The organism is Methylocystis sp. ATCC 49242, assembly GCF_000188155.2.
Lineage (GTDB): Bacteria > Pseudomonadota > Alphaproteobacteria > Rhizobiales > Beijerinckiaceae > Methylocystis.
This window is the reverse complement of record NZ_KE124774.1, coordinates 2,193,726-2,206,923: the sequence shown is the minus strand read 5'-3', so window position 1 is coordinate 2,206,923 and position 13,198 is coordinate 2,193,726. Positions and strand designations below refer to the sequence as shown.

The window sequence follows — 13,198 nt, the reverse complement described above, 5'->3', positions numbered from 1 at the left end:
TCCCAGCACCTTTCAGATAGAACAGAAGCCGTTACGCTTTGAGATTCCGACCCTCGAAAACACCTTTACGGGTCGGCGGGCTCGCTAGAGCCTGAATTCTCATCAATCTCCTGCGCGGCTTCGGGCGCGATAGAGAACGCCGCGGGGGGCTTTCCTGCCTCGACCGTCTCGCCGACGCTCGCCGCCGAGACGACGGCGCCAGTGACAGGGGCTGCAATGTCGACCTGCGCGAGCGCCGCTTCCGCGCTCGCCAAAGCGGCACGCGCCCGTTCGACGGCCGCCTTGTCGGCCTCGGCGCGCGCCGTGGCGCGTTCCAGCACGGCGCGGGCCTTCTCTGTCGCCGGGCGTGGGGCGCCTCGACCTTGCGCGCGCTGCTTGCGCTCAAGGTCCTTAGTCGCCGCCGCGGCGGCGGACGCGCTCGCTTGTTGGCGCTGCAAAGCCGCGGCAAGCGCGTCTTTCTCGCGCGCGACGGCTTCCTCAAAGGGAGTTGGATCAAGCCTGACGCAGACGCGGCCCGCCGTCACCGCGGCGCCCTTTTCACAAAGAACGGCGATGATCTTGCCCGAAATGGGTGCGAAGACTTCCACAGGCGCACGCGTGTCCGGGCTGCTGGCGGCGGATATCCGGGAGGGACGATCATCGAGGTTCGGGCCGGACAGCAGCTGCTGATCTTGCCCGCCGCGCCAGAACACGAAAATTTCACCCGCAATCAACGCCGCCACCGCAAGGACGCCGAGCAGCGCCTGCCATTTCCCGAAATCGGAGACGACGGCGCGAGAAGGGGTCGCCAGCGCTGGCGACGCCAGATGATCTTTTGCCGAGCGCCTTTCGCCGCGAGCGCCGATGAGACCGAATCTGCGCACGAAGAACTTCTCCGCCTCGACGACGAGGAAGAAAACAAAACCGCCGAGGAACAGCCATGGCCAGATATTCATCGGGATGGCTTGCGTGCCGAAGAGACCCTGCAACGGCGGCGCGTAGGTGAAAAGAAGCTGCAACACGACGACCGCGGCGATTCCGAGCGGCAGGTAGCGATTGCCGAGATGCGCTGCGATGGAGAGAGAGGAATCGGTCTTGAACCGGCTGTTGAGCAGATAGAAAATCTGACCCACAACCAATGTGTTGACCGCAACCGTCCGCGCCAGTTCGTCCGGCGCGTCGGCGGCTTTCATCCAGAAAAAGGCGACGAGCGTGAGGATGAGCAACGCCACGCCGACAAAGACCACCCTCCAAACTGCAAATGCGTCGAGTATCGGTCGAGAAACAGCGCGCGGCGCCCGTCGCATGACGTCGAGTTCGTGAGGTTCGAAGGAGATCACAAGCCCGAGCGCGACGGACGTCACCATATTGACCCAAAGGATCTGGGGCGCCGTGATCGGGAGCATGAAACCGGCGACGATCGCGACAAGAATGACGAGCGCTTGCGCGACATTGGTTGGAAGCATGAAGAGAAGCGCTTTTTCGATATTGTTGTAAACCGTCCTGCCCTCGCGCACAGCTGCGGTGATCGACGCAAAATTGTCGTCCGCGAGCACCATCGCCGCCGCCTCCTTGGTGACTTCCGTGCCCTTGATCCCCATGGCGACGCCGATGTCGGCGCGCTTGAGCGCCGGCGCGTCGTTGACGCCATCGCCCGTCATCGCCACCACCTGGCCATTGGCCTGAATGGCTTTCACAAGACGCAATTTATGTTCGGGGCTGGCGCGCGCGAAAACGTCGACATTCTCGACGGACTCCTGCAACTCCCCGTCGTTCATGGCTTCGATTTCGGTCCCCGCAACCGCCGTCTTTCCATCGCCAATGCCGAGCATTTTGGCGATCGCCGCGGCTGTAATCTTGTGGTCGCCGGTAATCATCGTCACGCGGATGCCGCCGTTATGGCATTCGGCGACCGCTTCCACGGCTTCCTTGCGCGGCGGATCCATAAGTCCGACAAGGCCGTACAGAACGAGACTCCCGGGCAAGTCCTCCGGGCCGAGACTGGCTTTCCCGACGGGCGGGTTGCGCAGACCGGCAAGGGCGAGCACGCGTTCGCCCTGCGCTGCGAGTCGATCGGCGGCGGCGTCCCAATAGTCGCGCCGCAGCAGCTCGAAACCTTTTTCTGCCTCCTCACGGTCGCAATGGGCGAGGATAACTTCCGGCGCGCCCTTGACGAGCAGGAGGCGTTCGCCGCCCTGCTCCTCATGCAGGGTCGCCATGAATTTATGCTCGGACTCGAAGGGGATGGCGTCGATTCGACGAAGCTTCCGCCGTTCGCCGGCGCGATCCAATCCAAGTTTGGTCGCAAATGGATAAAGCGCCGCCTCTGTTGGGTCCCCTTCCACCTTCCAGACATTGTCAATTGCGCGCAGTTCGGAATCGTTGCACAGCGCCGAAACGATTCCCATGTGGCGCAGCGCAGCGGCGCCGGCGGCGGGTTGGCCATCGAGTAGAATTTGACCTTCGCTCGCATAGCCGTCGCCAGTTACGCGGTAGGCGGCGTCGGCCGTAATGGCCGAAGCGACCATCATCTCCATCAGGGTCAGCGTGCCCGTCTTGTCGGAGCAGATGCGCGAAACCGATCCCAGGGTTTCGACCGCCGGCAGACGGCGGATGATCGCGTGGCGCTGCGCCATGCGCTGCACGCCGATCGCGAGCGTGATCGTGATCAGCGCGGGCAGGCCTTCCGGAATGACGGAGACCGCAATGCCGACGACAGCCTGGAAGGCGTCGACGAAGGGAAGATCGCGAACCCAGCGGCCATAGGCGAAGACGATGACGCTCACGAAACCGATCACTTTCGCGATGGTGTGGCCGAAATCCTCGATCTGCCGAAGCAAGGGCGTTTCGAGCGCATCGACGGCGGCGAGCATCTGGTTGATGCGGCCGAGTTCCGTTTGCGCGCCCGTCGCAACGACCACCCCGGCAGCGCGTCCGGACACGATCAGAGTTCCGGAAAACGCCATGTCGGCGCGGTCGCCGACGGTAGAGTTCTCTGGAACAACGTCAGTCGATTTGTCCGCAGGCACGGATTCGCCTGTCAGAGCAGCTTCGTCGGCGCGAAGATTCTTGACGTCGATCAACCTCAGATCCGCGGGGACGCGATCGCCCGACTCCATGAGCACGATATCGCCGGGAACGAGGTTCTCGGCTGCGACCACGCGGGGCTCTCCGTCGCGCAGGGCGCGCGCGTCCGCCGACAACATGTTGCGGATCGACTCCAGCGCCTTTTCCGCTTTCCCCTCCTGGAGGAACCCGAGCAGGGCGTTTATGACGACGACGCCCGTGATGATCGACGCGTCGAGCCAAAGGCCAAGCATAAGCTTTACAAAGCCGGCGGCGAGCAGAACATAGACGAGTATATTGTCGAACTGATGCAGGAACCGCATCAGTGGGCCGCGCTTCGCGCCCTCCGGCAGGCGGTTGGGCCCATATTCGCCGAGCCGCCTGACCGCCTCCTCCGACGAAAGGCCGCGCGAGGGATCGCTGTCGAGACGGCTCAGCGCTTCCTGAAATTCGAGCGCGTGCCAATTTTCAACGGAAAAAAGCTTCGTAACATTCATTGACAAACGCTCCATCAAGAATGTGATACTGTCTGAGCATGTTGGATTAGTAAAGCGAACTTCTATCGTTGGTATTTGCTTTGATGGACGTGAGCCGCTCAGATGGACACTACTTCTGTCATGACGATCCTGGGCGGCCTCGGGCTTTTCCTGCTTGGAATTCACCATCTTACCGAGGGCCTGAAGGGCCTCGCCGGGGATTCGCTCAGACGCGCCCTGCAAACACTCGTCCGTGGCCGCTTCAGCGCAGTCCTGTTTGGCGCCGTTTTCACGGCGCTGGTTCAATCGTCGAGCGCCACGGTGCTGACCGTCATCGGTTTCGTCAGCGCCGGGCTGGTCAGCTTTTCACAAGCGATCGGCGTGCTCATCGGCGCCACATTCGGCACGACGACGACGCCATGGATCGTAGCCTTCTTCGGTTTCCGGGTGCAAATCTCCGCCTTTGCGATGCCGCTGGTTGGCGTCGGCGCCTTCCTGTGGCTCGTCGCCAAAGGCAAATGGCGCGCGGCCGGGGCCATCCTTGCGGGGTTTGGCCTGATCTTCGTCGGGCTGGATTATCTGCAGACCGGCATGGGCAATGTGTCTTGGAACGTCGACTCCTTCGTCGGCGAAGGGTGGGGCGCCAAATGGCTGCTTGCGGGACTTGGAGTTGTCATGACGGTCGTCATGCAGAGCTCCAGCGCCGCCGCCGCCGCGACCCTGGTCGCTTTGCATGCGGGGAGCCTCAACTTTCAGCAAGCCTGCGCCATGGTGGTCGGACAAAGCATCGGCACGGCCGCGACCAGCGCCGCGCTCGGGACGATGGGCGGCGGGTTGGCGGTCCGGCGCTCCGCCCTGGCGCATATCATTTTCAGCCTGGTCGTCGGCGTCTTGGGCATGTTGCTCCTCTCTCCGCTCGCCAACGCCGCAACCTGGGTCGTTTCACGCTTCGACGATTATGACGGCGTGCTCGCAGTCGCCGCGTTCAGCAGCCTGTTCAAATTGATGGGCGTCGTCGTCTTTTTCCCCTGGCTCGACGCCTATGCGCGTTTCATCGTCAATTTGTCGGGAAAAGGAACGGAGTCGGCCGTCAGCAGACTGGAGCCGGCGCTCGCGGAGGCCGGCGGGCCGGTGGCCCTCGAAGCGGTCTGGAGGGCGCTGTCCGAAGTTGCGCGGGACGCCGTGGACGCCGTGCGCCGGCGGCTCGCCGGCGACCGGACCGCCTATCAACCGCCCGAGGACTCGGTGCGGCAGATCGAACATTTTCTGGAGTCGTTGTCGCTGGAAACGCTCGATCTCGCCGAAGTCGAGCCACGCCTGGTGCGCCTGTGTCACGCGATCGACCATCTCAAGCAGCTACTCGAAGACCTGGGCGAATCCGCCGCGACGGCTGCTTTCACGACGCGGACGGAGGCTATAGGCGCAGGCGCGCAGGCGCTGGCCGCATGGCTCGACGCGCAGAAGGAGACTGCGAGGATCACCGGCGGACCGATCCTGGACGCGATCGGCGCCGCCGCTACGCATCTCACGGAGGAGCGTAAGGCGCTTCGCGCGCAAATTCTGGAGTCCGTCGCGCGTCAACAGACGCCGGCTTCGACCGCTAACGAGACGCTGCTCGCATTGCAATGGGCCGACAAAGCGCTGAACCATTCGTGGCGAATAATAGACTCATTGGATGCGGCCGCTGACAAATAGGACAATCAGCAGCTCGTGCAGACGTCCGCGGCGTGCATCCCCAGGCCGACGGTGCGAATATTCGCGCGTCGGAGACATGACGTTCGAAGCGACCGACAAATAATTCGCGCCTTGGCATATTGTCCCCTCGGACGACAGGCGCCGCGCCCGGTCAAACTGCATCCGCCATCTGCTCGACGCCGTTCCTTACGAAAAGATCAAGCGCGAAATGGCGATCCTGCCGGAGCGCTCGACAGGGTTCGATTACGACGGCGTCGCGTCTTCAAAGAGGAAGCGCGTCGTTTCGGAGCGATATTGGCGCTCGCCAATTCCCGGACGTCACGTCAGGCCGCTTCTCTTATGCCGAACCACAGCACGTAAAGCGCCGGCGTGACGACCAGCGTCAGAACCGTGGCGACGAGCAACCCGCCCATGATGGCGAAGGCCATGGGGCCCCAGAAGACAGTCGGCGCGATCGGGATGAGACCGAGAACGGTCGAAATCGCCGTCAGCATGATCGGGCGGAATCGCGAAAGCGTCGCGTCCACGACGGCCTTCCACTGATCGCTCTGCTCGCGGCGTTCGATCTCGATTTGCTCGACGAGAATGACCGCGTTGCGCGCGATCATGCCGAGCAGCGACAGAATGCCGAGGATCGCGACGAACCCGAGCGGCTTACCGAAAATGAGCAGGGCTGCGATAATGCCGATGAGACCCATCGGCACGATCGCGAGGACGAGAAACATCCTGCTGAAGCTTTGCAACTGGATCATCAGGAAAGTCGTCATCAGGAACAGCATCAGCGGCACACGCGCGAACACCGAGCCCTGGGATTTGGCGCTCTCCTCGACGGTCCCGCCCGTCTCGATGCGATATTGCGGCGGGAGGCTCGCATTCATCGACGCGACGGCGGGAGCGATCGCGGCCACGGCCGTTTCGGCGGTGAGGCCCGTCGCGGGGTCGGCTTGTACGGTCAAGGTCGGCGTTCGGTCGCGGCGCCAGATCAGCGGGCTTTCCTGGCGGAATTCGAAGGTCGCCAGCTGGCTCAAGGGCGCGACTCCTCCATTGGGTAGGGGAATCTGCAAGGATTGCAGCGTATCGAGCGACATCCTCTGCTCGTCCGTCGCTCGCGCGACGACGTCGACGAGATAAATATCATCGCGGACCTGCGTGATCGATTGGCCCGTGGCGACGCCCTGCAACGCGCTGGCGACGGCCTGCGAACTCAATCCGAGTAGCCGGGCCTGATCCTGATCGACCTTCACATGAACGGCGCGGGCCGGTTCGATCCAGTCGAAATTGATCCGCGTGACGGTGGGACTCTCGCCCATCGCTTTCGCGAGACCGAGCGCAATGTCGCGCACTTTTTCGACATCGGGGCCACTCACACGATATTGCACGGGCCATCCCACGGGAGGCCCGAGTTCGAGCGGCGCGATGCGCGTGACGAGCCCGGGAAACCTGTCCGCGAGAACGGTTTCCAGCTTCCTGTGAAGGCGTTCGCGCGCCTCCACGTCCTTTGCGATGATGACGAATTGCGAGAAGAAATCATGCGCGAGTTGCACGTTGAGAGGAAGATAGAAGCGTATCGCGCCGCGACCGACATAGGCGCTCCAGCTCGCCACGTCGGGATCGTCCTTCAAGACTTTCTCCAGCCGCTCCGTCGCCTCCTGGCTTGCGTAGATCGAGGCGTTCTGTCGCAACGAAAGGTCCACAACGAGCTCGGGCCGGTCGGAGGCGGGGAAGAACTGCCGCGGCACGAGGGGCGAGACCAATATTGCAATAACGAAACAGGCAAGAGTGGCGCCTATCGTCACCCAACGGTTTCGCATCGCGCTGACAAGAAGCTCGCGGAAGGCCGCCATAACCCGGCCCTCCTGCGTGGCGACCGGTCCCTCGGGCTTCGTCAGCAAAAGGACGCCGATCAATGGCGTAAAGAGCACGGCGACGAACCAGGAGACGATCAGCGCGATCGACACCACGGCAAAGATCGAAAACGTATATTCGCCGGCCGAACTCTTCGCGAGGCCAATCGGCACGAAGCCGGCGGCGGAGACGAATGAGCCGGTGAGCATCGCCATCGCAACGCTGTCATAGGCGTAGCTCGCCGCCGCCTCCTTGTCGTCGCCGAGCGCCAGGCGCGAGGTCATCACGTCCACTGTCGTCATGGCGTCGTCGACGAGCAGGCCCAGCGCGATGATCAGCGCGCCGAGTGAAATTCTCTGAAGGTCGATGCCCGCCATCTGCATGATGGGAAACACGATTGCGAGAGTGAGCGGTATGGAGATCGCGACGACGGCGCCCGCGCGCAGCCCGAGGCTCACCAGACTGACCGCCATGATGATCGCAATCGCCTGCCACAACGACGACATGAAATCGCCGATGGCGTGTTCGACGATTTGCGGCTGGTTGGCGACGAGGATCGGCTCGACGCCAACCGGCAGATCGGTGGTCGCTTCTTTCATGGCTTTGGAAATATTGGCGCCGAGCGCCAGAACGTCGCCGCCGGCCCGCATGGCGACGGCCAGTCCGATCGCCGGACGCCCGTTGACGCGAAACATGGGCTGCGGCGGATCGACGGGAGCGCGTCTGATCTCGGCGATGTCGCGCAGTCGCACCAACCGGCCATTGGCGAGAATGTTGATGGCGAGAATATCCGTCTCGGAATCGAACCCGCCGGAGACGCGCAGCGAAAGCTTCTCGTCACCCGTCTGGACGACCCCGGAGGGGCTGACCGCGTTCTGCTGCTGGAGCGCCGCGATCAACTGCGAACGGTCGATTCCAAGTCCGGCGAGGTGCCGCGTCGAAAATTCGACGAAGATCCGCTCGTCCTGTGCGCCAAGCACGTCGATTTTGGAGACATCCGGCACGCCGAGGAGCGTCGAACGGACTTTCTCGACATAGTCGCGCAATTCTCGCTGCGTGAAGCCATCGGCGGTGAATCCATAAATGATTCCATAGGTGTCGCCGAAATCATCGTTGAAACCGGGCCCCACGACGCCGGCGGGCAAGGTGTGGCGAATGTCGCCGATGTTCTTGCGCACCTGGTACCATATGTCAGGGACTTCCGAAGGAGGCGTAGCGCCTTTCAGATTGACAAAAATCGTCGCTGATCCGGCAGTCGTGTAGCTGCGAATGAAATCGAGGCTCTTCGTCTCCTGGAGCTTGCGCTCGATACGCTCGGTCACCTGTTTGAGGGTGTCGTCGATGGTTGCGCCCGGCCAGAACGCCTGCACCACCATCGTTCGGAAAGTGAAATTAGGATCTTCGTCGCGCCCCAGACTGAAATAGGAGCTCAAACCCGCCACGGTCACCGCGATCATGCAATAGACCATGAAGGATTTGTGTCGGAGCGCCCAGGCTGAGAGATTGAGGCCGCTCATTCCCGCGCCTCCAGCAGGCGGACCTTCTGGCCGGGATGCAGCGCCTGAACGCCCGCCGTGACGATGGTGTCCTCGGCCTTGAGGCCTTCCGTGACGATGACGACGTCGCTGGAGAAGCGCGAAACCTTGATCTTGCGCAAGGAAACAGTCATCGATGCGCGATCGACCACCCAGACGCTCGGCTGGCCGTCCGTTTCCGTCAGCGCGCTTGCGGGAATCGCGATCGCGGCCTTCGGATCCAGCCTGATGCGGCCGGAAACGGTGGCGCCAAGCCGCATGGCCGGCGGCGGCGACAGAATCGTCACACGGACGCGAAATGTGCGCGTCGCAGGGTCCGCCTGCGGGTCCACCTGACGAACCCGGCCGACGGCGGTCACGCTCCGATCATCGGTCAGGGCCAGATCGACGCGCGCGTCGCGCGTCGCATCGCGCAAAATACGCGCAGGCGCGTCGAAGACGGCGTCCCACCCCCCTGTCCGGGCCAGGCGAAAGATCATCTGGCCAGGCTGAACCACTTCGCCCGCTTCCGCCGCTCGCGCGACGATCGTTCCGGAGACGTCGGATTTAAGCTCTGTATAACTTACATTATCCTGTGCAATCTTGAGCTGCGCCGTCGCGTCCTCGATGTCCGACTTCGCCGTTTCCACCGCGGTGAGCGCCTGGTCGAATTTTGTTTTCGTCGTGTAGCGGCGCGCGAGAAGAGACTGCTCGCGGGCAAAGATGTTGCGCGCCTCGCGCGAACGCCCCTGCGCCGCGGTGAGACGCGCCTGCGCCGAGCGAAGCGCGTTCATCTCATTTTGCGAGTCGAGCCGCGCGAGCAACTGGCCGGCCTTGACCGCGTCGCCGGTTCCAACCAGGCGTTCGACGATGCGGCCGCCGATCCGAAAGGAGAGCGCGACTTCGTTTTCCGGCTGAATTACACCAGTCAGTTCAATAGTTTCGCCGAGCTTGCTTTTTTCTATGACGATCGCGCGCACCGGGCGGGCCGCCTGCGCTTCGTCCTGCGCGTCCCGGCCGCAGGCGGCAAGCATCAGCGCAAGCGCCGACACGCACCATAGAAAACGCCAGTGAAATGACGTCATTGCCCCTTGCCTGACGAGACTCACTATTCTTTTTCCAATATTGAAATATTCCTAAATCCGTAGAATGAAAATGCTGCGCGGTCTGCATGGACCGCTCGCTGAAATCCATTTTATTGTGGATAAAGGCGAAGCGGTCGGACGCGCGGCCCCGGTTCGCCAGCGAGACACGATAATACAAAATGTGGAAGGCATCTGTCGAACTGCTTCCCGCCGGGAGCAGCGGGAAAACGCGCGCGGGGAAAAAGTGCGGACCACGGCGTTGGCGCGATCGAGACGGTTTCGAGCTAGACAGCGGCGCGCATGGCGGCGCACATGGACCTCCCTCGCCATAACGGTGGCCGTCGCCGGGCTGTCGAGTTGCAATCTGGATTGGGAAAAGCCGGATTTGGCGGTTCCGCCGCCGGAGCGGTTCAACGAAGCAAAGCCAAAATCTGCGCGGCCAATTGCATCGGGTTCGGATTTCGCCGGCAAATTCGGCTCGAAGGAGCTTACCGAATTCACGTCGCGCGCGCTCTCGGACAACCTCGCCATCGCCGCCGCCGTCGCCCGTATCGACCAGGCCGACGCCAACGCCCGCATCGTCAGTTCCGCGTTGTGGCCGTCGATCAATTTCGGCGCCAATGCGCAGCGCGCACAGGTTCCGGGGACCGTCATCGGCGAAGTCCCCAACTTCAACCCGACCAAAGCCCTCCTGCAGGGCGCCGGCAAGGACGAGGCGGCGGCCCTCGCCGAAAGCCTTGCGTCGTTCAGCGCGACGCGCACCAATCTCTTTACGCTCGGATTGAACGCGAGCTACGAGATCGATTTCTGGGGCAAGAACCAGAGCGCCTCGAACGCCGCCCGCATTCTTGCGAATGCATCGCGCTTCGACCGGGACGTCGTCGAGATCGCCACGCTCGCCGCTGTCATGAACGCCTATCTTCAGGTTCTCGCCGTGCAGGACCAGTTGAAAATTGCGGTGGAGCATGTGCGCATCGCTGACCATGTGCTCGGGGCCATCACCGCGCGCCTCGAAAAGGGCGCCGCGACTATGCTCGATTATGGACAGCAGGCTGCGGTTCTCGCGGGACAAAAGGCGACAATTCCGCCGCTGGAGCAAATTCTGCGGCAAACGAAGGTCACTCTGGCCGTCCTTCTCGGCGAGACGCCAGAAACGATTGATGTCAAGGGTGGATCCCTGAAAGGGTTGCGTTACCCGCGCCTCGATCCGGGGCTTCCCTCCGAAGTCCTCCTGCGACGGCCCGATGTGGCGGAAGCCGAAGCGATTCTCGCGTCACGCGAGTTTTCGGTTCTGCGGGCGCGCGCGGCCTTCTTTCCGTCGATCACACTCAACGGCCAATATGGGCTGCAGAGCATCGTCCTGCGCAATCTGCTGCGGCCGGAAGCGGTCGCCTGGGAGATCGGCTCCAATCTCGCGCAGCCTCTGTTCGACGGATTCAATCTGCAAGGCCGGTATCAACTCGAACAGGGACGCTACAAGGAGGCCGCCGCGCTCTATCGCCAGCGCATTCTCGCCGCGCTCGCCGATACAGAAAGCGCGCTCATCGCCGCAAAGGAAACGGCGAAGAGCGTGAAAATCGGCGAGGAAGCGCTCGCTATGTCGAAGATCGCCCTCAACGCCGCACAGGCGCAACTCCTCGAGGGCACGATCGACGTGATCACGCTGTCGACCGTGCAGACCACTTACTTTCAATACGACTTTAATCTCGTTTTGGCCCGCCTCGCGCATTTCCAGTCGGCCGTCAGCCTTTATCAGGCGCTCGGCGGCGGCTGGTCGCCGACGACGCGCAACGCCGAGATCGCCCGTGCTGACGAAGCATACGAAGCAGATAAGGGTCCCTGGCCATAAAGCGCCGCGAGCTTCTGGAATGGTTGCAAATTGTGGCCGCTTCGCCCGACTTGACCGCGTCCGTCGCGCTGAAAACAACCTGCCGCCAAAGCGAACATGTCTCGCCGCACAAGCCTGACGACGCTGTCAGGAGCGGCACCAGCCGCGCGTGACGCGACCGAACAATAAGGCCCTGACCCGCGCCCCGGCATACGCGACAAGTTGGCGCGGGGTTGCCCGGCCCGATCGTTGACCAACTCAAAATGACCCGAACGCCGACCCGACAGCAATGACGGCGACAAGCGCGAGAATGGCGCTCACGATCGCGACGACGATGATGTCGAGATAGCTCTCCTTGTGCGTGCAGCCGCACACCGCGAGCAAGGTCACGACGGCGCCATTGTGGGGAAGGCTGTCGAGCGTTCCCGCGCCGATCACCGCGACGCGATGCAGGAGCGCCGGATCGATGCCCTTCTGCTCGGCAAGACGCAGATAGGTCTCCCCGAGCGTGTCGAGCGCAATCGTGAGCCCGCCGGAGGCCGATCCGGTCAGGGACGCCAGGACATTCGTGGCGATGGCGAGCGAAACGAGCGGCCCGCCCTCGATCGACAGCACCCAGCTTCGCACCGCCGCAAAGGCCGGCAGCGCGGCGACGACGGCGCCGAAGCCCACGAGGCTCGCGACGCTGAGCAGCGGCAGGACCGAAGCGGTCACGCCGGCGTCGACGCTTTCCCGAATTTCGGTCAGGCGACGCCAGTTCAGGGCGATCAGCGTCACGATGGCGACGGCGAGCGCCACGATCACCGACCAGACGCCGCCGACCGCGGCGAGCGTCGTCGGGCCCCAGCGCTCCTCGGAGAGAAATGAATCATCCATGCGCGGTATGACGCCGAGCGACATGACGAGATTGACGCCGACGACGACGATCAGCGGCAGGAACGCCACCACGATATTCGGCTTGTCGCCGCGATGGCCGTGGGGGATTTCTGCAAGGTCGAATTCATGCGCGACAGCCGCCTTCTCGCGAATGATCTGATTCTCGATCGGATCGACGGTCGCGCCGGGATCCTCGCCATAGCCCTCGCCGCGCAGCCGCGCCGCGCGTTCGGCCCGCGCCAGCCACCACATGCCGAAAACGAACATGATGATCGCGGCCATAACGCCGAGGCCCGGCGCCGCGAAGGCCGTCGTGCCGAAGAACGGCATGGGGATCGCGTTCTGGATCGCCGGCGTCCCCGGCAGCGCGGACATGGTGAAGGTCGAGGTTCCGAGCGCGATCGCGGCCGGCGCCAGGCGGCGCGGCGTGCCGGCCTTGCGGAAAAGCTCTTGCGCCATCGGCGCGAGCACGAAGAAGGCGACGAAGAGGCTCACGCCGCCATAGGTGACAAAAGCGCCTGCGAGCACGACCGAGAGGATCGCACGGCTCGGCCCCAGTTTCTCGGCCATGAAATGCGCGATCGCGGTCACCGACCCGCTGTCGTCCATCAGCTTCCCGAACAAGGCGCCGAGAAGAAATATTGGGAAAAACTGCGCAACGAAGCGCGCGGCGCCGTTCATGAAGGTCACCGTCCAATGGGCGAGCAGCGGCTCGCGCGCGAAGGCGACCGCGATGAGCGCCGCTGCCGGCGCCAGCAGAAGGACGCTCCAGCCACGATAGGCGAGCCAGATGAGCGCGGAAAGGCCGGCGAGAATTCCAATGAGTCCCATGGG

Annotated in this window: 7 protein-coding genes; 3 read left to right on the top strand and 4 right to left on the bottom strand. The window is 63.2% G+C overall.

Annotated features, from left to right (window positions below):
• Positions 1–65: 65 nt before the first annotated feature.
• Positions 66–3,542, bottom strand: a complete 3,477-nt coding sequence (locus tag MET49242_RS12835) for an HAD-IC family P-type ATPase (protein ID WP_144259616.1) — start codon at positions 3,540–3,542, stop codon at positions 66–68.
• 102 nt (positions 3,543–3,644) lie between these two features.
• On the opposite strand from MET49242_RS12835, the gene MET49242_RS12830 reads away from it, so the two are divergent.
• Entirely contained in the window at positions 3,645–5,216 is a 1,572-nt protein-coding gene (locus MET49242_RS12830) for a Na/Pi cotransporter family protein (protein ID WP_051134184.1), read from the top strand.
• 118 nt (positions 5,217–5,334) lie between these two features.
• Complete coding sequence (locus tag MET49242_RS26395) at positions 5,335–5,589, top strand: hypothetical protein (protein ID WP_256378616.1); 255 nt, start codon at positions 5,335–5,337, stop codon at positions 5,587–5,589.
• Here MET49242_RS26395 and MET49242_RS12825 read toward each other — a convergent pair.
• Positions 5,540–8,578 (bottom strand): efflux RND transporter permease subunit, encoded by a 3,039-nt coding sequence (locus MET49242_RS12825; protein WP_036283321.1) that lies wholly within the window; start codon positions 8,576–8,578, stop codon positions 5,540–5,542. The two genes, MET49242_RS26395 and MET49242_RS12825, sit on opposite strands and share 50 nt — an antisense overlap.
• Positions 8,575–9,660 carry an efflux RND transporter periplasmic adaptor subunit gene (locus MET49242_RS12820; RefSeq protein WP_036283318.1) on the bottom strand — a complete coding sequence of 362 codons (1,086 nt, stop codon included), beginning with the start codon at positions 9,658–9,660 and terminating at the stop codon, positions 8,575–8,577. Before MET49242_RS12820 ends, MET49242_RS12825 begins: the two co-directional genes overlap by 4 nt.
• Positions 9,661–9,994: 334 nt before the next feature.
• On the opposite strand from MET49242_RS12820, the gene MET49242_RS12815 reads away from it, so the two are divergent.
• Positions 9,995–11,509, top strand: coding sequence for an efflux transporter outer membrane subunit (locus tag MET49242_RS12815; RefSeq protein ID WP_244430809.1), 1,515 nt, complete (start codon positions 9,995–9,997; stop codon positions 11,507–11,509).
• Positions 11,510–11,746: 237 nt separating this feature from the next.
• On the opposite strand, the gene MET49242_RS12810 is transcribed toward MET49242_RS12815, so the two are convergent.
• A complete protein-coding gene (locus MET49242_RS12810; RefSeq protein WP_036283316.1) occupies positions 11,747–13,195 on the bottom strand; it encodes a GntP family permease in 1,449 nt (482 codons plus the stop codon).
• Between the last annotated feature and the right edge of the window lie 3 nt (positions 13,196–13,198).